Genomic DNA, 17,821 nt, shown 5'->3' with positions numbered 1-17,821 from the left:
CACACAGATGATTGCTTTATATTGTTAAAGAACGTTGCGACGTTGTCGCTAGGGATGCGTATAATACATCCTTTATTTTTCGAGTCAACACTTAATTTTAAACTTTCTTTTTAGAAGATTTAAAACCAAAGTTTTACTTAACTCTGTGAGCAGCTCTTGCCTCGCTATGCGTTGGCGTTCCCCGTCTCAGTGGGGTCGCATTATAGGGAGAACAGATTTTTACGCAAGCACTTTTTTGAAGAAAAACCAAAAAAAAGCACTGTTCGGTCAATATGTGAACTAAACCCTCTATAACTGGTAGTTTTATAATCAAAACAGGCCTTTTCTGGCCTATATTTAAGTGTTGCTGTTACACTCAAACGACTATAACTGGTATTTAAAAGGTATATATATGGCTATCCGTTCTTATAAAGGTGTGACTCCCTCTTTTAATTCGTCTGTTTATGTTGATGAGTCGTCTGTTTTGGTAGGAGATATTACGATTGGTGACCACTGTAGCGTATGGCCTTTAGTGGCAGCGCGAGGAGATGTTAACTATATACGTATTGGTGAACGTACAAATATACAAGACGGTAGTGTTCTTCATTTATCACGCGCGACTAAAAGTAACCCAGATGGTTACCCACTTATTATTGGTGATGATGTGACAGTAGGACACAAGGTGATGCTGCATGGATGTACGCTTGGAAATCGTATACTTGTCGGTATGGGCGCTATTGTAATGGATAATGTAATAGTAGAGGACGACGTTATTATTGGTGGGGGTTCATTAGTACCGCCAAATAAACGATTGGAGTCTGGTTATTTATATGTTGGTAGTCCAGTAAAGCAAGCCCGCCCATTAACAGAGCAAGAGCTTGCCTTTTTAAAAATATCGGCAGATAACTATGTGCAATTAAAAGACGAGTATTTAGCAGAGATCAACTAGATTCACTTCTATCTGCCCTGCCGAGTTATAAGTTTCATCTTCTATAAGTTGCTCGGCACATTCTTCGTAATCAAACCGGTATTTATCAAAATGCTGCGTTGCGTGGCTTTCATCTTGAAGCCCTAGCTTTCGTAAATCTATAATACACTCCACCAGCATCCCTGTTACTTGTGCGAAAAAGACTAGTTGGTGGGAAGGTTCTCTAAACTCGAGTCTATCTATAAACTGTATGGCTTGATTCATTTAAGCATGCCTTGTTTTAGTGCTTTAACAACAGGAAGTATGGCGGGCATTTTATTACGCCATACATAATATGACTGTGCGGCTTGGCCTACTAACATACCACTGCCATCTAACAGCTTAGCGTGGTTATTATGCTCTGCAACCCAGTTCATAAATACGGTATTTTGCTGTGAGTAAAACATATCGTATGCCACTGCGCACTGACTTAGGTGTTTTTTGTCAAGTGCTGGTAACTCGTTGTTCATACTGCTAGAGGTAGAATTTACGATAAGTGAGTAATTGCTTACTGGTAATGTATCAAACCCATAGCCTGTTACCTTGCCATATTCAGCAAATAGTTGCGCTAAGTCTTGCGCTTTTTTTGCCGTGCGATTAACAATCGTTATTTCAGCTGGATTATGCTCAAGTAGCGGTAGTATCACCCCTCTTGCTGCACCGCCAGCACCAATAATTAAAATACGCTTATTGGTAATTGTCACTTCATTGGCAAGTAAATCATTAACAAAGCCCACGCCATCGGTGTTATCGCCTAATAAAGTGCCATCATCGCGTTTTTTAAGTGTATTAACTGCACCAACAATTTTAGCAAGTGGGGTGAGTTCATCAGCCATGGCATACGCTTGCTCTTTAAATGGCATAGTAACGTTGGCACCTATTCCGCCTTGCTCAAAAAAGGTGGTTACTGTTTTTTCAAAGTGATCGATAGGTGCTAATATTGCGCGGTAGTCGATTTGCTCACCCAAAGATACAGCAAATTGTTTATGTATCGCGGGGGATTTTGAATGTTTGATTGGATTTCCAAAAACCGCATATTTGTCCATTTTAAAGCAACCTCTTTGCAGTTGTACACTGCCTATTAACGATGATAAGTAATATGATTAAACGACTTTTTTCAAAATCTAAACCAGCTCCTGAGCAACCAGCGCCCACTCCTGAGAAAACACCGTATGAAATTATTGGTGGAGAAGCAGGTACCCGTGCTATTGCTAATAGATTCTACGACATAATGGCCAGCGATGAATACGCCAAACCATTATATGATATGCATCCTCTGCCATTAGATAGAATTCGCCAAGTGTTTTTTGAGTTTTTATCGGGTTGGTTAGGCGGCCCTAACCTATTTACTGAAAAACATGGACAACCTATGCTGCGCAAACGCCATATGCCTTTTACTATAAATAAAGACCTGCGCGATCAGTGGATGTATTGCATGAATAAAACGCTCGATATAGAAGTAGACAACCCCCTACTGCGCGAAGGGTTAAAGCAATCTTTTGGACAACTTGCCACCCATATGATCAATGAGCACTAATTGTAACTAATTAGCAAAAAGGCGCTGTTAAGCGCCTTTTATTAGGGTTTGTTGAGCTTTGCGGATTAAACAGCCCCTACCTTAATTTAATATTTATAACTGCCACTCTCTGGCTATCAAATCAGTAGGTTTAGTGCTTAGCCACTCTTGTGGACGTAAATAGTATTGATACAAATTAGCCTCTGCGCTGTCGGGCGCGGGCTTATAATTGTATTCCCAACGCGCCAGTGGCGGCATCGACATTAATATAGACTCTGTGCGCCCACCGCTTTGTAAGCCAAATAGAGTACCTCTATCCCACACAAGGTTAAATTCTACGTAACGACCGCGGCGATACAATTGAAAGTCGCGCTGCTGTTGCGTGTATTCATCATTTTTACGACGCTCAATAATAGGTAAGTACGCATCCAAAAAGCCATTACCAACCGATTGCATAAATGCAAAGCTCTGCTCAAACCCTAGCTCGTTTAAGTCATCAAAAAATAAGCCGCCTACACCGCGTGTTTCGTCGCGATGTTTTAGGTAAAAATATTCATCACACCACGTTTTGTATTTTGGATACACTTGTTCACCAAATGGTGCACAAATGTCGTGTGCGACTTGGTGCCAATGCTGTACATCTTCAAAAACGGGGTAAAAAGGCGTTAAGTCAAACCCTCCGCCAAACCACCAAATAGGCTCTTCGCCTTCTTTTTCAGCTATAAAAAAGCGCACATTGGCATGACTTGTAGGAACATGTGGGTTTTTTGGATGAATAACTAATGAAACGCCACATGCATGGAAGCTTCGCCCTGCAAGCTCAGGCCTATGAGCGGTCGCAGAGCCCGGCATAGATGCACCAAACACATGCGAGTAGTTAACGCCGCCTTGCTCTATTACATTGCCGTTAGTGGTAACACGCGTACGCCCGCCACCGCCTTCGGCACGTTGCCAGCTATCTTCTACAAATTTTGCACTGCCATCGGCCTGCTCTAAACCTTGGCAAATGGTGTCTTGCAAAGCCATAAAATACGCTTTTACTTGTTCCAATAATTCGCTTTGCATATTAACCTCTAAATACTTTGCCGGTCATGGCATCTTTAATTGTGCTTGGCTGCATGTTGCCCCCTAAAGGCTCATCAATGTAACAGCCTACCTTATCTGCAAATTGCTGCTTGGCTTGTTCAATACTTGTTACGGTTGGCTGTCCGGTTAAATTAGCACTAGTGGAGACAAGAGGCTTGCCTAATTGCTGGCATAAGCGCTTAACACTTGGATGATCAGTAACCCGTACTGCAATCGTATCAAACTGCCCAGTTAACCATTTAGGCGTATTTTTAGCTGCAGGCATTACCCAAGTAATAGCACCGGGCCAACTAGAAAAAATATCAGCGCGTTTGTCCATTGGCAGCTTTACATCGTCAACATACTTTAATAACTGGCCGTAGTTATCGGCGATTAAAATAAGGCCCTTTTCAACGGGGCGCTGTTTTATTTCTAGCAACTTCTCAACAGCTTGCTGATTATCTGGATCACACCCTAAGCCATAGACAGCTTCAGTAGGATATAAAATAACTTCACCTTGCTCTAAGCAAGATATAGCCGTAGGCAATGTAGAAAGGTCTGACAAAATATGCTCCAGAAATTTATATTAATCAGTAGTGGTAAGTTTATGCAGGCAACTTTTTTGTGGGCACTGTAGCACAGTACCATTGGCCATTTTTTTCTCTATAACAAGCGGCCAATCGCACTTAGGGCATGGTTTGGCTATGGGTTTGTTATTTAGAGTATATTTACAGCTTGGGTAACAATCGCATGAGTAAAACGTTTTACCAAATTTATTGCTGCGTGCAACTAGCTGCCCTTTTTTACATTTAGGACACCCAGGTAATTCATCATCGTTATTATTAGGTTCGTCATCGTGGGCGATATAATGACACTCAGGGTACCCTGTACAGCCAATAAACATGCCATAACGGCCGTTTTTAACCACCAGCGGTTTTGTGCACTGTGGGCAGGCTGAATCTTCAAGAACCTTTATCTCGTTGCTGTCGTGATGCGCTAATGGACGAATAAAGTCGCATTTAGGGTAACTAGCACAACCCAAAAACGGACCTGTTTTAGAGTTACGGATCACTAATTCAGAACCACATTGTGGGCAGACTTCGTATTCTTTTTCTAAGGCGTGTTTATCCGCCGAGAAAAGCGAATGGTCGATTTTACTCATGAGGTTCCTAACGGGTTGCTGAATTTTCGCCTAATATACCCAAACCACTTAAAGATACAAGCTGTGCATATATGTTTAAGTGGTTTGGCATACAATTTTAATGTAGAAGTTCGGTGGGTTCGTCAAATATAAGGTCTTCCATCTGCTCGTAAGCCTCTTCTGAGCCAGGTACGTTAAATAACACCATAAGCACCACCCACTTTAAGTCGTCGAGCGAAATATAGGGTTTATCTAATGCGGCAAGGCGGTCCATAACCATTTCACGGGTTACACTGTTAACCACCCTTATTTGCTCTAAAAACATCAAAAAGCCACGGCATTCAACGTTTAACATTTTGCATTCGCTATCGGTAAAAATGCGCATTGCTTGGTGAGGCTTTGTAATTAAGTAGGGCGACTCGTCGCTGCGTTGTAAATCGGCCAATTGTTCAAGCCAGTTTAACGCTTTATAAATTTCGGTCTTATTAAAGCCCGCGCGAAGTAATTCATCGGTAAGCTCGTTTTCTTCAATATAAATATCGGCTTCACTGTGAATGTAGTTTTCAAAAAGATACATGAGAATATCAAACATATTACCTTCCTGTGCTTAGCTTTATATACCCGTCTAACACTCGCTCTATTTCGTCGTCTAACTCTAAATCGAGCAACCTTGCCAGCACTTTATCAATTGGCCACTTGGCGCGACGTACAATTTCATCAACACTGGTTACCTCATACCCTATACTATTTAACACCTCACACTGTGACTGTTTGTTTACAGGCTCCTCTTTATTATATAGACCGCTTTGATAAGAAAAGCTCACCTCATCTAAAATATCTGTTACATTTTCGACTAACTTAGCGCCCTGCTTTATTAAAAAGTGACTCGCTTGCGATAAAGGGTTTTTAATAGAGCCCGGTACTGCAAACACTTCTTTATTTTGTTCAATAGCGTAACGTACCGTGATCAACGAACCGCTTTTAATTTCAGCCTCTACAATAACCACGCCTAAAGACAGCCCAGATATAATACGGTTTCTGCGTGGAAAGTTATGCGCATTAGCGGCGGTACCCGGTAAAAACTCGCTTATTAATAAGCCATGCTCTAATACTTGGTCTGTTAATAATTTATGGCGTTTGGGGTAGTAAATATCAACCCCAGTCCCTAATACACCAATTGTTTTGCCATTATTGGCCAATGCGCCTTTGTGCGCGGCACCATCAATTCCCCGCGCCATGCCCGAGGTAACAGTAATACCGGCTAAAGTAAGCTGATAAGCAAGCTCCGAGGCTATTGCGAGCCCCGTAGGGGTCGCGTTTCTACTACCAACAATGGCCACTTGCGGACTAGATAACAGCGATATATCGCCTTTACAAAATAACAGTAAAGGGGCACTGGCTATGTGTTTTAGCTCGTTTGGGTATAGCGCATCAAAAATACACACCACTGTAATATTAAGCTGCTGTATTTGTTGCTCGTAATGGTTTACTTGCTGCCAATTGGTATTGAGTAAGTTGCAGGCTTGGTTTTGGGTAAGGCCAAGCTGTTGTAATTCACTTTGGTTTAAATCAAATAATGATTCGAGGGGGTGAGTATGTGATAAGGCTAACAGTGTTTTAATACCTAAGCCTTTACACATATAAAAGGCAAGCCAGTGGGCTAGCTTGCCAGATGACTGATCCATGCTCTCTCCTAGAGCACCGACTCGCTACAACTTAATGAATTACTACACTATCTCCAACGCGAATTGGGTGCTGATTTTTTGTTATTAATGCATAACTCACTTTGTCATACACTTTAAATACAATTAACTCACCCACTTTTTCGTGTGGCATTGTCCATGTTGTGGTGTCTTCATCTGGCTCGCTGCCAAATAATTCACCTGCATCAGATAAAAGCTTTTCAAATTTGCTCGAATCCTCTGGATAACGCGGTCCTCGAGGGCCATCAATAACAGTGGGTGATTGGCGTTCTAAATCGAGGATATGACCAACTTCAATTTGTTGCTCAGCACCTAAGTTTAGCACCACTACATCCATTGTGCTGAATTCTCTTACTTGGCGCGGAGAGTCAATAACACTGCCTGATACACTTTGCTTAGGACGATGCATATTAAAGTACGCTGGTAACATTTGCCCTTGCATAGCAGGGAGTAAAAAATCGCCTTGTTGTATTTCTTGTTTAACTGACTCAACCCGTAAAGACGATGGTACGCCATTGCTTTCATCGCCCGTTCTAAATGCACGAGCCATACCGACATAAGTAGCGCGAGTGGCTAGCTCTTCACCGGTTTGTGTATCTATGTAAGGTTCGCCTTTGTGATAAATAGCATACGCTTTATGTACTTTTAAATCGCCCTTAACGTATAAAATATGCCCGAGAGTTTGCGTTTTAGTATTTTCGTTTGCCCCTAAAATATAAGGCTTATCATCTATGTCATCGCTGTTAATCGCTTGCTCATAGCTTAAATAAGGTTTAATTATTTCAAGTGGCAAAGTGGTGATGGCGTTATTACCTTTTGGTGTAATACGCCCTTGCGGCGATAACTTTCTGTACGCTTTATTAATCACCAAACGCGGGTTACCGTCGGCGTCGTACACTAACGCGAGTGCATCGCCTGGGTAAATTAGATGCGGGTTATCTATTTGCGGGTTCATTTGCCACAACTCTGGCCACAGCCATGGTTCTTCTAAATAAATGCCGGAAATATCCCAAAGGGTATCGCCTTTTTTTACAACATATTGTTTTGGAGCATCTTTTTTTATTTGTAAAACATCAGCGACTGCAGGAAAAGCAGTACTTAGTGCAAACATAATTGCAGCCAATTGAGATTTCATTGGGCTTCCTTGTATTGTTTTTTCATTATTATTGACCAAAACCTGTTAAAGGGGAACGCGAATGGCTAAAATAAGAGCATACAATACCCTAAATTAAGCACAAGTGTAAAAAGGTAACTATGGCTAGGTTAGAAGTTTTAAGATTTCCAGATGAGCGTTTACGTACGGTAGCAAAAGAAGTTGCACAGGTTGATGACAACGTTCGCCAAATTGTAAAAGACATGCTAGAGACAATGTACGATGAAAACGGCATTGGGCTAGCTGCTACACAGGTTGATATTCATCAACGTATTGTGGTGATCGACGTATCAGAAGAACGCGACGAACCACTGGTTTTAATTAACCCACAAATTATTAAAAAAGATGGTGCAACAATTAGCGAAGAAGGCTGTTTATCAGTGCCTAACTCTTACGCAAAAGTAGACCGTGCTGAAACCGTAACCGTTGCTGCTCTTAACGAAAATGGTGAAGAATTTGTACTAGATGCAGATGAGCTATTAGCTATTTGTATTCAACACGAACTAGATCACTTACAAGGTAAACTATTTATTGATTACCTATCACCATTAAAGCGTCAACGTATTCGCAAAAAGCTTGAAAAAGAAGCTAAATTTGCCGCGAAGTAATAAGCACCTTAGGAAAACTCAGTGACAAAACCACTACGCATTATATTTGCCGGTACGCCGGACTTTGCCGCTCGTCACCTACAAGCGTTAATTCAAAGCGAACACCAAATTGTTGGAGTTTACAGCCAACCAGATCGCCCTGCTGGGCGTGGTAAAAAGTTAAAAGCCAGTGAAGTAAAAGCGCTTGCGCTTGAACATGAGCTACCTGTTTTTCAGCCACAATCATTAAAAAATGAAGACGCACTCACTGAGCTTAAAAGCTTAAATGCCGATATCATGATTGTGGTGGCTTATGGCTTAATTTTACCAAAAGCCATTTTAGAGGCACCACGCTTAGGGTGCTTAAATGTGCATGGCTCTATTTTACCGCGCTGGCGCGGTGCTGCGCCTATACAGCGCGCAATTTGGGCTGGCGATGAAGATACCGGCGTAACCATAATGCAAATGGATGAAGGGCTTGATACCGGCGACATGCTGCACATTAGCCGCTGCCCTATTGCTGCGGATGAAACCAGTGCCAGTTTATACACTAAACTGGCTAAACTTGGTCCCGGAGCACTTGTTCAAACCATTAATAAGTTAGCCAATGGCGAGCTTATAGCAGAGCCGCAAAACGACGAGCTGGCAAATTACGCTAAAAAGCTTTCAAAAGAGGAAGCAAATATTGATTGGACGATGGATGCCGTACAAATTGAGCGTAATATTCGTGCGTTTAATCCATGGCCAGTGTGTTTTACTCAAATGGGTGAGCACAACGTAAAAATTTACCAAGCCTCAGTCGTTGAGCAAACAGGCCCTGCGGGCGTTGTTTTATCAAGCGATAAAAACGGCATTGTAGTGGCGTGTGGCAAGCAGGCATTAAGTATTACACAGCTGCAACCCCAAGGTAAAAAACCAATGGCAATTAGCGACTTTTTAAACGGTCGCAGTGACTGGGTAACTCCTGGCACCGTATTAGGCGAAAACAATGAGTAATGTTCAAAACGTACGTGCGCTTGCCGCTGAAACTTTATATAACGTGGTTGATAAAGGCGCTTCACTAAATCAAGAGCTACCATTTGCCAGCCAAGGCCTGCCCCCTAAAGACAAAGCGCTATTACAGCAAATTTGTTACGGCGTGTTGCGCTACCTACCTAGCCTTGAAAACTACTGCCAACATTTAGTAGAGCAGCCACTTAAAGGTAAGCGTCGTATTTTTCAGTTTTTGTTGTATGTCGGTATCTATCAGCTGCAGCATATGCGCGTGCCACCGCATGCCGCCATTTCTGAAACCGTTAATGCCCTTGGCCAAATGCGTGCATTAGGCTTAAAAGGCTTAATCAACGCTATTTTGCGTAGTTTTCAGCGCCAACAAAGCGAGCTTGAAGAAAAAGCCAGGCAAATACCAGTGTGTTTATATAACCATCCAAATTGGTTTATTAAACAAGTGCAAGCTGCCTACCCAGACAACTGGGAAGCGCTTCTTGAAGAAAACCAACAACAAGCCCCTATGTGGTTACGTGTCAATCAAGCCCAATACAGCACGCAACAATACAGCGAGATGTTAACGGCTAACGATATAGAGCACACGTTAAACCCTGAGTTTGTTGATGGTATTAAACTAGCTAAGCCGCGTGATGTATTTTCGTTGCCAGAATTTGATGTGGGTGCCTGCTCTGTACAAGACGCCGCAGCGCAATTAGCCGCACGCTTTTTAGCACCTCAAGCTGATGAATACATTTTAGATGCCTGTGCAGCACCTGGTGGTAAAACATGTCATATATTAGAGCTTGCCGATGCAGAAGTATTAGCACTTGATAGTGACGCCACTCGCCTAGAACGTGTTAAACAAAATTTAACCCGTATCGGCTTAGGCGCAGACCTACAATGTGCAGACGCTTCGCAGCCACACACCTGGTGGGATGAGCAACAGTTTGACCGCATTTTATTAGATGTCCCTTGTTCGGCAACCGGTGTTATACGCCGCCACCCAGATATAAAATGGCTTCGCCGCGCATCAGACATTGAAGATTTAGCTACACTACAGAGCGATATACTCAATAGCATTTGGCCGCTACTAAAACCAGGCGGCACAATGATATACGCAACCTGTTCGGTACTGCCGCAAGAGAACCAACAGCAAGTCGCTAAATTTTTAGCTAATAATAGTGACGTTGAGCATATACCACTGCACGACAACGACACAGTTACCAACCCTGGTTTACAATTACTACCAGGTGAAAGCGACGGATTTTATTACGCTAAGCTAGTTAAAAAAGCCTAATAGCCGTACACTCAATAGCCATTTATTAAACAGTAAATGGCTATTTTTTTAATTAAACAGTAATTCGGGTAAATAATGAAAATAATCATACTCGGTGCCGGACAAGTCGGTGGTACGCTTGCTGAAAACTTAGTTGGCGAACAAAACGAAATAACCGTTGTTGATATAGACGGCAACCGCTTACGAGAGCTACAAGATAAGTACGACTTACAAGGGGTCACGGGGCACAGTGCTCACCCAGATGTGCTTAGACGTGCAGGTGCTGAAGACGCCGACATGATTATTGCGGTAACCAGCTCAGATGAAGTCAATATGGTGGCGTGCCAAGTCGCGTATAGTATTTTTAATACGCCAACTAAAATAGCCCGTATCCGATCAGAGCAATATTTAAAATACCGCGAAAAGCTATTTCATAACGATGACCTCCCGGTTGATCACTATATTGCCCCCGAAGCACTTGTTACCAAATATATTCGCCGTTTAATAGATTACCCAGGCGCGTTGCAAGTGCTGCAATTTGCCGATGGCATGCTCTCTCTTGTGGCTGTAAAAGCTTACTACGGTGGCTTATTAGTGGGTTATGCGCTTTCTGCTTTAAAAGAGCATATTCCGAATGTAGAAACCCGTGTAGCAGCAATTTATCGCCAAGGTAAAGCTATAAAACCACTGGGCACCACGGTAATAGAAGCGGACGATGAAGTATTTTTCATTGCTGCCACTAAGCATATTCGTGCGGTTATGAACGAGCTACAAAAACTTGAGCGTTCTTACAAAAAAATTATGATAGCCGGTGGCGGTAACATTGGTGCAGGCCTTGCTCGCTCACTGGAAAAAAACCACAGCGTTAAGTTACTAGAGCGCAGTAAAGAGCGTGCTGAGCAACTCTCTGAAATGCTAGATAACACCGTCGTGTTTTGTGGAGACGCTTCTGACCAAGAATTACTATCTGAAGAGCACATAGAGCAAGTTGATGTGTTTATTGCCGTAACCAACGACGATGAAGCAAATATAATGTCGGCCATGCTTGCAAAACGCATGGGCGCACAAAAAACCATGGTGCTTATTCAGCGTGGTGCGTATGTAGATTTAGTGCAAGGGGGTGAAATAGATATTGCTATATCACCACAACAAGCAACTATTTCGGCGCTACTTACACACGTACGCCGTGGCGATATTGTTAATGTGTACTCGTTACGTAAAGGCGCGGCAGAGGCCATTGAAGCCGTTGCCCATGGCGATGAAAACACATCAAAAGTAGTTGGCCGTGCGATTGCCGATATCAAGCTACCTGCAGGTACAACGATTGGCGCTATTGTACGTAATGACGACGTACTGATTGCCCACGACGACACCGTTATTATGTCTGGTGATCACGTTATTATGTTTTTAATCGATAAAAAGCATATCAACGTAGTAGAAAAGCTATTCCAAGTTAGCGCTATATTCTTATAGTTAAACACAAAAAAGCCGCTGACTAAGGCGGCTTTAGTGGAGTATGTTTTTTAATGCTAGGCAACCCTGCTTAGCAGCTTACTAATTACTGTACTTTTGAAAACTCTTGCTCAGAAATTTCACCATTACCATCAGTATCTAGCTGGTCAAAAATTTTCACTAGCTGTGAATTTACCTGCGCTTCTTGCTTTGAAATTGCACCATCACCATCGGCATCAAACGAGGCAAAGTCGACTGCAGCATACGCCGCTGATGAAGAAGCTAATACGATAACGGCAAGTGCTGTATTTAATGTTTTCATAGTTGTGTCCTAATTAAGAGGAAATCCTTTTCTAAGATCCATGGGTTTAAAAATTAACTAAAAAGTGCTTTTGCCAATGTGCATTATTAAGTTTTAATGCACATTGGATTAGAGCAAACGACTCTTTGCTAAGTGAACATGCGCTGTCCTGCGCTCAATTGGCAAAGATCATCACACCCTAGTATTTAGAGAACTCTTGCTTTGAAAGCTCACCATTTCCATCGGTATCAAGCTCAACAAACTCAGCCATTAAATCCGCATCAACCGATGCTTCAGCTTGGCTAATGGCGCCATTGCCATCTACATCTAGCGTGTCAAAATCAGTCCCTGCAAAGGCAGCAGAAGAAGAGGCAATAGCCATAAATGCGAGTGCTTTATTTAAATGCTTCATAATTTAATCCTTCAATATAAACAAATTAGTTAAGTTCACTACGTGATGTACGCAATCCTTGTAATCCTTTTTCGTAAGCTCCCTTGCCTACTTAGGTTGTCATTGGCAACTCAGGATTGTTACCACACTTTAAGCTTCTGAAAATTCTTCTTTTGATAGCTCACCATCTTGGTCAGTATCTAATTCTGAGAACATGCTCATCAGTTTTGCATCAATTGATGCCTCTGATTTGCTAATCGTGCCGCTGCCATCTACATCTAACGTATCAAAATCGGTTGCTGCAAATGCCGCTGATGATGAAGCAAGGGCGATAAGTGCTAAAGTTTTATTAATGCTTTTCATAATATAATTCCTTCAAGTATATGTGTGCGATTAAGTGTTTTACTTTAAATCACGTTATTGTTCAGTACAGCCAGACTATTACAACTTGAATGCCAAGTTTTAAAAGCTCATTAATTTCAATCAGTTAAAAGAGTGTTTGGCTATTTTTGATAAATTTTCGGGGGTTTTATGTTGCAAACTAGCAACAAAGGGTAAAGCTAAGTTTTTAAATACAATAAAAACAGCTAGTTACATAAGAGAAAAAAGCTACAATTTTCGGCGTAAATTGTAAGGATGAAGATTTATCGAAAAAAGAGACTAAATTTTAGCCATGAGGGGAGCTAACGTATTAAAATAACTGACTCGTAAAACTAGTCTATACTACTGATTTTTATAGAAAATAAAAATTATTTTGTGAAGTTTTAAAAAATATGACTGCCACTCAAATAAAAAATGGCCATTTGTTGCTATTAAGCGAAAGTGCTTATTCTAATGGCAGCTCAAGCATCGCGGGATCGATAAAATGCTCTTTCATAAACGCCTTCATTTCCTCTTCACTGGCTAAAAGCTTAATACCGCAATTAACCCCCGCGGCGTGCGGCTTTACACTGCATATTTCGCCAGTAAATGCTTTATTGTTGGTATCAACCGTCACCGTACATTGCATATCTTTTATATTTTCATCGCTTTGATCGCCGCGTACATCAAACATCACCCCGGTAAGCGAGATATCTTTAATCACCCCTTCAAGTACTCTATCGTCACTGAGCGTTAATTTTGCAGGTAATAAGGTCGGTATGCGTGTTTGCGCGCGCAAAGCAAATAACTGAACTTGTGTAGGGTAATTAATAAAAATGAGCCTAGTAGGATGTGAGGCTATCGACATCACCTGCTGCCTAAATGCTATTACTTGCCCACCACTGCCTTCTATAACCGCTCTTACTACGACCATTACACCGTCACGCAAATAATCATTAGCAGCAGGTAATCGTTTTGAACTTGGGTAATTTAAAATAATAAACTTGTTTTCTAGCAAACCAATAAACTCTGTTTTTACACGTTTACTACTAGTAGGCGTAACGATTTCCAAGTCGACTACTCGCCCTGTTGTTAACTGGTGTAATTTATCTAAATTAGAATGTGGCATGCCTGTTCCTAAGCATCATTTATATATTATTACCCACGCCAAAAGGTCGGCGTAAATAGCACGAGTAAGGTAAATATTTCTAAGCGACCAAATACCATGGCAATCGTTAATAGCCATTTAGCACCATCGCTCACTGCCCCATAGTGCGATGCAACATCACCTAAGCCCGGGCCTAAATTATTTAAACACGCCGCTGTAGCCGAGAACGCGGTAATGTTGTCCATACCGGTTCCCATTAGCGCCAGCATTATAATAATAAACACCAATGCATACGCTGAGAAAAACCCCCATACGGCTTCGACTACTTTATCGGGTAAGGCTTTACGACCCAGCTTAATAGAGTATATAGCGCGTGGGTGCACTAAGCGGTTAAGCTCACGTATGCCTTGTAGGTATAGTAAAAACACGCGTACTACTTTCATACCGCCACCGGTTGAACCTGCACAGCCACCTATAAAGCTCGAAAAAATAAGTAATATAGGCAAAAACAACGGCCATGTGGAAAAGTTGTCAGTAGCAAAACCGGCTGTGGTACTCATAGAAACAGCCTGAAACAAGGCTTGGTCGAGGGTTTCATCGCCATCGGCAAATATTTCGTTAGATGAAAGCACGGTAAAACAAATCACCACCAGCGCTAACTGTATAAGCAAAAACACTTTAAATTCGGGGTCGCGAATGTACACCTGAATATTACGACTTGCTACCGCCGCGTAGTGCAACGAAAAGTTAACCGCAGCAATAATTAAAAAGAATACACAAATAAAATTAATGACAGGGCTGTCGAAGTGCCCTATTGAAGCATCGTAAGTAGAAAACCCGCCAATCGCCACGGTAGAAAACGCATGGCATATGGCATCAAACCACTCCATTCCTGCCGCCCAATATGCCAACATGCACGAAATAGTTAGTGACACATAAATGTACCAAAGGTGCTTTGCGGTATCGGCAATGCGGGGGGTCATTTTTGAATCTTTTACAGGACCTGGGATCTCAGCTCGGTATAACTGCATACCACCGACCCCAAGCATAGGCAGTATAGCAACAGCAAGTACAATGATACCCATACCGCCAAACCACTGTAATTGCTGACGATAAAACAAAACAGACTTAGGCAGGTATTCAATACCGGTAAGTACAGTGGCGCCTGTGGTTGTAAGGCCCGAAAAGGCCTCAAACACCGCATCGGCCATAGATAAGTTAGGCTCTTGTAAAAAAATCAGCGGTAACGATGCAAATGCCCCTAGTACCAGCCAAAACAGGACAACGATTAAAAAGCCTTCGCGCGCTTTTAAGTCGCCGTTTTCATGCCGGTTTGGGTAATAGGCTGTTAAACCAATTACCACACTAAATATAAACGCTAATACAAAAGGAACACCACCACCATCTTTATAAAATAAAGACACCACCGCAGGTGGCACCATGGTAATACTAAACAGCGCAACTAGTTGGCCAAGAATTTTTATGATGGTACGAAATTGCATGTAGCTTATCGCTTTTATTATTAGTAAATATAAGTGTGTAATACCAATCCGCAATAATATTTAATCATTTTCAGGGGCTAAACGTGTCGCTATCTGTGTTAAAAAATTCTCATTTAGAATAACTAAATAGCGAATTTTTTGCCTTGCTATCAACACGTTTATCCATCCTCAAAATAGATCACTTAATTATGCAGATTGGTATAAGTTATTGTCTTACTCTTTGATAGTTAACTCAACTGCGCCATGGCTTAAATCAAAAATATCTTTAATGGCCTGATTAGCTTGGCGACTATCAATAGTAATAACCCATTCAATATTAGCAGTAAATTGTTTTTCTATATTAAGTACTTGATAGTTGGTTTTTAACAACTGCTCTATAGCGCCCTGCATGCTGTATTCACTTTGTCCGACAATCTCGATACTTGGTACTTTTGTTACCGTTTTTAGCTGCGAAAGTGCGTTATTTAGCGATCCGCCATAGGCACGCACTAACCCTCCAGTACCAAGCTTTATACCACCAAAATAACGGGTAACTACTGCAGTAATTTCGCCAAGCCCAGAGCCCACCAGCACATTAAGCATGGGTTTTCCTGCAGTGCCATTTGGCTCGCCATCATCAGAAAAACCATAAACATGGCTGCCACCTGGGTTACCCGCTACGTGGGCCCAACAATTATGACGTGCATCGGGGTACTTTTCTTCAATACTTTTAATAAAGGCTTTAGCTGCATTAAGGTCTGGTGTGTGGGCAATATGCACAATAAAGGTGCTCTTTTTAATTTCTTCTTGATGAAACACATCAGCAGCCGGGTATTTATATTCAGACATAATTAAAGCTCAATTAAAAATGGGGCCAAAAGGCCCCTTTGTATTCGCGTATTTTAGCGCGTATTAGCGAACTCGTCTTTATTAGCTTAGTCGAGCGCTAAATCTCGAGTCATATTTTCTAGGCTGTCTTCGTGAACAATAATATTGTCTTCAATACGAATACCGCCATATGGTTTTAACGTCTCGATTTTATCCCAGTTAATAAACTGTTTACTGTCGGTTTGCGCTAAATCACCTAATAACGAGTCTATAAAGTAAAGCCCTGGCTCAATAGTAAACACTTGGTTTTTCTCTATTAAGCGCGTGCAGCGTAAAAATGGGTGCCCTTCAGGCGATGGCTGGTGCGTGCCTTTATCATCACGCATAAAACCGCCCATATCATGCACCTGTAAACCCAGGTGATGGCCCAAACCATGAGGAAAAAACGTTGAAGTAATTTTACGCTCAACAATTTCTGTGGCAGGTAAGTTTACAATATTGAAGTCACTCAGTACTTGGGCAATACGGTTATGACAATCAACATGTAAATCGCCATATAACATGCCTGGCTTTAAGGCGTTGCCTAGCTCAATTTGTATTTGCGTCATTGTTTGTACTAGCTCAGCAAACTCACCCTGCTTTTTAAAATCGTATGTACGGGTAATGTCTGCGGCATAACCATTAAAGTTTGCGCCAGCATCGATTAAAAACGAATTATGAGTAAGTGGTGCTGTTGGCTCAAAATGCGTGTAATGCAAAATAGCGCAATTTTCGTTAAGCGCAACTATATTGCCATACGGCATTTCGTTTTCGCTTTGGCGTGTAGCTATAAGGTACGCTTGTTGAATATCAAATTCGCTACCACCATTGTAAAAGGCATCGCGTGCAGCTTTGTGCCCATCTACCGCAATACGGTTAGCTTGGCGTAAACATTCAAGCTCGTACTGTGTTTTATAGGCGCGGTTATAGTGAAAATAATTAAGTACTGGCTCTGGATTCATAATACTAAAACCTAGCGCTTGTGCTACCTCTAGGTATTCGCCCATGTAAGCATACTTAGCCTTATCGTAAGGTAATAATTTTTCAACTTGATCAGGCTGTAGCAATAATTCAATATCAAAGTACTCAGCCCAAAAATCGCGTGGCTCATCGGGCACTTTGTGCCAAAAATCAACTGGGCGGTAAAAAATAAGCTTAGGTTTATCGCTTCCATTTACCACAATCCAACAATGTGGATTATCAATAACAGGAAGCCATGCTTTAAAATGTGGATTAACTTTAAATGGGTAATACATGTCGTCTAAAAACTGGCGCTTAGCTTGGCCTGAGTGAATAACTAAACCCTCTAGCCCTTCACGGTCACAAATTGTACGCGTACGTTGTTGTAATGTGGCAATATGCTCTGCATATAAAACGGCTAATTTATCCATTGTTAATCCATCTGTTAAATTTAACTTGCTTTGAGTCTACCACTTAAACGTAAAGCGCTCAAAAAAGGGGGATATTTAACATGCAAATATCCCCCT

21 protein-coding genes are annotated in these 17,821 nt (G+C 41.8%); 6 read left to right on the top strand and 15 right to left on the bottom strand.

Annotated features, from left to right (window positions below; translation table 11 throughout):
* The first annotated feature begins 391 nt into the window (after positions 1 to 391).
* Positions 392 to 928, top strand: coding sequence for a gamma carbonic anhydrase family protein (locus tag PSH48_RS18650; protein WP_273612086.1), 537 nt, complete (start codon positions 392 to 394; stop codon positions 926 to 928).
* Here the strand turns inward: PSH48_RS18650 and PSH48_RS18645 are convergent.
* Positions 911 to 1,171: a DUF1488 domain-containing protein gene (locus PSH48_RS18645; RefSeq protein ID WP_273612085.1), complete on the bottom strand. Its 261-nt coding sequence runs from the start codon at positions 1,169 to 1,171 to the stop codon at positions 911 to 913. The two genes, PSH48_RS18650 and PSH48_RS18645, sit on opposite strands and share 18 nt — an antisense overlap.
* Entirely contained in the window at positions 1,168 to 1,992 is an 825-nt protein-coding gene (gene aroE / locus PSH48_RS18640) for a shikimate dehydrogenase (RefSeq protein ID WP_273612084.1), read from the bottom strand. The genes PSH48_RS18645 and aroE overlap by 4 nt, the downstream gene beginning before the upstream one ends.
* 53 nt (positions 1,993 to 2,045) lie before the next feature.
* On the opposite strand from aroE, the gene PSH48_RS18635 reads away from it, so the two are divergent.
* Positions 2,046 to 2,483 (top strand): group II truncated hemoglobin, encoded by a 438-nt coding sequence (locus PSH48_RS18635; protein WP_029773006.1) that lies wholly within the window; start codon positions 2,046 to 2,048, stop codon positions 2,481 to 2,483.
* A 93-nt stretch (positions 2,484 to 2,576) separates the two neighbouring features.
* Here PSH48_RS18635 and hemF read toward each other — a convergent pair whose 3' ends face one another.
* The 6 genes from hemF to PSH48_RS18605 form a co-directional block, all read right to left on the bottom strand.
* Positions 2,577 to 3,527 carry an oxygen-dependent coproporphyrinogen oxidase gene (gene hemF, locus PSH48_RS18630; protein WP_054983830.1) on the bottom strand — a complete coding sequence of 317 codons (951 nt, stop codon included), beginning with the start codon at positions 3,525 to 3,527 and terminating at the stop codon, positions 2,577 to 2,579.
* Position 3,528: 1 nt separating this feature from the next.
* On the bottom strand, positions 3,529 to 4,092 hold the full coding sequence (locus PSH48_RS18625) for an L-threonylcarbamoyladenylate synthase (RefSeq protein ID WP_264391087.1): 564 nt from the start codon (positions 4,090 to 4,092) through the stop codon (positions 3,529 to 3,531).
* 21 nt (positions 4,093 to 4,113) lie between these two features.
* On the bottom strand, positions 4,114 to 4,689 hold the full coding sequence (locus tag PSH48_RS18620; RefSeq protein ID WP_004588033.1) for a DNA topoisomerase family protein: 576 nt from the start codon (positions 4,687 to 4,689) through the stop codon (positions 4,114 to 4,116).
* A 97-nt stretch (positions 4,690 to 4,786) separates the two neighbouring features.
* Positions 4,787 to 5,260 (bottom strand): DUF494 family protein, encoded by a 474-nt coding sequence (locus PSH48_RS18615; RefSeq protein WP_029773004.1) that lies wholly within the window; start codon positions 5,258 to 5,260, stop codon positions 4,787 to 4,789.
* Between the two features lies 1 nt (position 5,261).
* A complete protein-coding gene (gene dprA, locus PSH48_RS18610; RefSeq protein ID WP_273612083.1) occupies positions 5,262 to 6,353 on the bottom strand; it encodes a DNA-processing protein DprA in 1,092 nt (363 codons plus the stop codon).
* A 31-nt stretch (positions 6,354 to 6,384) separates the two neighbouring features.
* Entirely contained in the window at positions 6,385 to 7,506 is a 1,122-nt protein-coding gene (locus tag PSH48_RS18605) for a LysM peptidoglycan-binding domain-containing protein (protein ID WP_004588036.1), read from the bottom strand.
* A 119-nt stretch (positions 7,507 to 7,625) separates the two neighbouring features.
* Between PSH48_RS18605 and def the strand changes: the two genes are divergently transcribed.
* The 4 genes from def to trkA all read left to right on the top strand — a co-directional run bounded on the left by def (position 7,626) and on the right by trkA (position 11,847).
* Positions 7,626 to 8,132 carry a peptide deformylase gene (gene def / locus PSH48_RS18600; protein ID WP_004588037.1) on the top strand — a complete coding sequence of 169 codons (507 nt, stop codon included), beginning with the start codon at positions 7,626 to 7,628 and terminating at the stop codon, positions 8,130 to 8,132.
* 21 nt (positions 8,133 to 8,153) lie between these two features.
* Positions 8,154 to 9,107, top strand: a complete 954-nt coding sequence (gene fmt / locus PSH48_RS18595) for a methionyl-tRNA formyltransferase (RefSeq protein ID WP_273612082.1) — start codon at positions 8,154 to 8,156, stop codon at positions 9,105 to 9,107.
* A complete protein-coding gene (gene rsmB, locus PSH48_RS18590; protein WP_273612081.1) occupies positions 9,100 to 10,395 on the top strand; it encodes a 16S rRNA (cytosine(967)-C(5))-methyltransferase RsmB in 1,296 nt (431 codons plus the stop codon). The genes fmt and rsmB overlap by 8 nt, the downstream gene beginning before the upstream one ends.
* 75 nt (positions 10,396 to 10,470) lie before the next feature.
* Entirely contained in the window at positions 10,471 to 11,847 is a 1,377-nt protein-coding gene (gene trkA, locus PSH48_RS18585; protein ID WP_004588040.1) for a Trk system potassium transporter TrkA, read from the top strand.
* Positions 11,848 to 11,932: 85 nt separating this feature from the next.
* On the opposite strand, the gene PSH48_RS18580 is transcribed toward trkA, so the two are convergent.
* The 7 genes from PSH48_RS18580 to pepQ all read right to left on the bottom strand — a co-directional run bounded on the left by PSH48_RS18580 (position 11,933) and on the right by pepQ (position 17,725).
* Positions 11,933 to 12,148, bottom strand: coding sequence for an EF-hand domain-containing protein (locus PSH48_RS18580; protein ID WP_004588041.1), 216 nt, complete (start codon positions 12,146 to 12,148; stop codon positions 11,933 to 11,935).
* Between the two features lie 178 nt (positions 12,149 to 12,326).
* A complete protein-coding gene (locus tag PSH48_RS18575; RefSeq protein WP_004588042.1) occupies positions 12,327 to 12,539 on the bottom strand; it encodes a calmodulin-like protein in 213 nt (70 codons plus the stop codon).
* A gap of 129 nt (positions 12,540 to 12,668) precedes the next feature.
* The gene (locus PSH48_RS18570) at positions 12,669 to 12,881 is read right to left on the bottom strand and encodes an EF-hand domain-containing protein (protein WP_004588043.1); all 213 of its coding nucleotides are present in this window, start codon (positions 12,879 to 12,881) and stop codon (positions 12,669 to 12,671) included.
* A 463-nt stretch (positions 12,882 to 13,344) separates the two neighbouring features.
* A complete protein-coding gene (locus PSH48_RS18565; RefSeq protein WP_273612080.1) occupies positions 13,345 to 14,007 on the bottom strand; it encodes a PilZ domain-containing protein in 663 nt (220 codons plus the stop codon).
* 29 nt (positions 14,008 to 14,036) lie between these two features.
* Positions 14,037 to 15,488, bottom strand: a complete 1,452-nt coding sequence (locus PSH48_RS18560; RefSeq protein WP_055016196.1) for a TrkH family potassium uptake protein — start codon at positions 15,486 to 15,488, stop codon at positions 14,037 to 14,039.
* A gap of 213 nt (positions 15,489 to 15,701) precedes the next feature.
* Positions 15,702 to 16,316, bottom strand: coding sequence for a YigZ family protein (locus PSH48_RS18555; RefSeq protein ID WP_055016197.1), 615 nt, complete (start codon positions 16,314 to 16,316; stop codon positions 15,702 to 15,704).
* Between the two features lie 86 nt (positions 16,317 to 16,402).
* Positions 16,403 to 17,725 (bottom strand): Xaa-Pro dipeptidase, encoded by a 1,323-nt coding sequence (gene pepQ, locus PSH48_RS18550; RefSeq protein WP_273612079.1) that lies wholly within the window; start codon positions 17,723 to 17,725, stop codon positions 16,403 to 16,405.
* Positions 17,726 to 17,821: the final 96 nt, after the last annotated feature.

The sequence above is a fragment of the Pseudoalteromonas sp. Angola-4 genome (genome assembly GCF_028599265.1).
Classification (GTDB): Bacteria; Pseudomonadota; Gammaproteobacteria; order Enterobacterales; family Alteromonadaceae; genus Pseudoalteromonas; species Pseudoalteromonas atlantica.
Note: the sequence above shows the minus strand (reverse complement) of the source record. Positions and strands in the feature narration are given on the sequence as shown.

What these genes read in the sequence shown, in the direction of transcription:
- PSH48_RS18650 (WP_273612086.1), top strand. Translation starts at nt 392, where the DNA reads ATGGCTATCCGTTCTTATAAAGGTGTGACTCCCTCTTTTAATTCGTCT.
- PSH48_RS18645 (WP_273612085.1), bottom strand. Translation starts at nt 1,171, where the DNA reads ATGAATCAAGCCATACAGTTTATAGATAGACTCGAGTTTAGAGAACCT.
- aroE (WP_273612084.1), bottom strand. Translation starts at nt 1,992, where the DNA reads ATGGACAAATATGCGGTTTTTGGAAATCCAATCAAACATTCAAAATCC.
- PSH48_RS18635 (WP_029773006.1), top strand. Translation starts at nt 2,046, where the DNA reads ATGATTAAACGACTTTTTTCAAAATCTAAACCAGCTCCTGAGCAACCA.
- hemF (WP_054983830.1), bottom strand. Translation starts at nt 3,527, where the DNA reads ATGCAAAGCGAATTATTGGAACAAGTAAAAGCGTATTTTATGGCTTTG.
- PSH48_RS18620 (WP_004588033.1), bottom strand. Translation starts at nt 4,689, where the DNA reads ATGAGTAAAATCGACCATTCGCTTTTCTCGGCGGATAAACACGCCTTA.
- PSH48_RS18615 (WP_029773004.1), bottom strand. Translation starts at nt 5,260, where the DNA reads ATGTTTGATATTCTCATGTATCTTTTTGAAAACTACATTCACAGTGAA.
- dprA (WP_273612083.1), bottom strand. Translation starts at nt 6,353, where the DNA reads ATGGATCAGTCATCTGGCAAGCTAGCCCACTGGCTTGCCTTTTATATG.
- PSH48_RS18605 (WP_004588036.1), bottom strand. Translation starts at nt 7,506, where the DNA reads ATGAAATCTCAATTGGCTGCAATTATGTTTGCACTAAGTACTGCTTTT.
- def (WP_004588037.1), top strand. Translation starts at nt 7,626, where the DNA reads ATGGCTAGGTTAGAAGTTTTAAGATTTCCAGATGAGCGTTTACGTACG.
- rsmB (WP_273612081.1), top strand. Translation starts at nt 9,100, where the DNA reads ATGAGTAATGTTCAAAACGTACGTGCGCTTGCCGCTGAAACTTTATAT.
- trkA (WP_004588040.1), top strand. Translation starts at nt 10,471, where the DNA reads ATGAAAATAATCATACTCGGTGCCGGACAAGTCGGTGGTACGCTTGCT.
- PSH48_RS18580 (WP_004588041.1), bottom strand. Translation starts at nt 12,148, where the DNA reads ATGAAAACATTAAATACAGCACTTGCCGTTATCGTATTAGCTTCTTCA.
- PSH48_RS18575 (WP_004588042.1), bottom strand. Translation starts at nt 12,539, where the DNA reads ATGAAGCATTTAAATAAAGCACTCGCATTTATGGCTATTGCCTCTTCT.
- PSH48_RS18570 (WP_004588043.1), bottom strand. Translation starts at nt 12,881, where the DNA reads ATGAAAAGCATTAATAAAACTTTAGCACTTATCGCCCTTGCTTCATCA.
- PSH48_RS18565 (WP_273612080.1), bottom strand. Translation starts at nt 14,007, where the DNA reads ATGCCACATTCTAATTTAGATAAATTACACCAGTTAACAACAGGGCGA.
- PSH48_RS18560 (WP_055016196.1), bottom strand. Translation starts at nt 15,488, where the DNA reads ATGCAATTTCGTACCATCATAAAAATTCTTGGCCAACTAGTTGCGCTG.
- PSH48_RS18555 (WP_055016197.1), bottom strand. Translation starts at nt 16,316, where the DNA reads ATGTCTGAATATAAATACCCGGCTGCTGATGTGTTTCATCAAGAAGAA.
- pepQ (WP_273612079.1), bottom strand. Translation starts at nt 17,725, where the DNA reads ATGGATAAATTAGCCGTTTTATATGCAGAGCATATTGCCACATTACAA.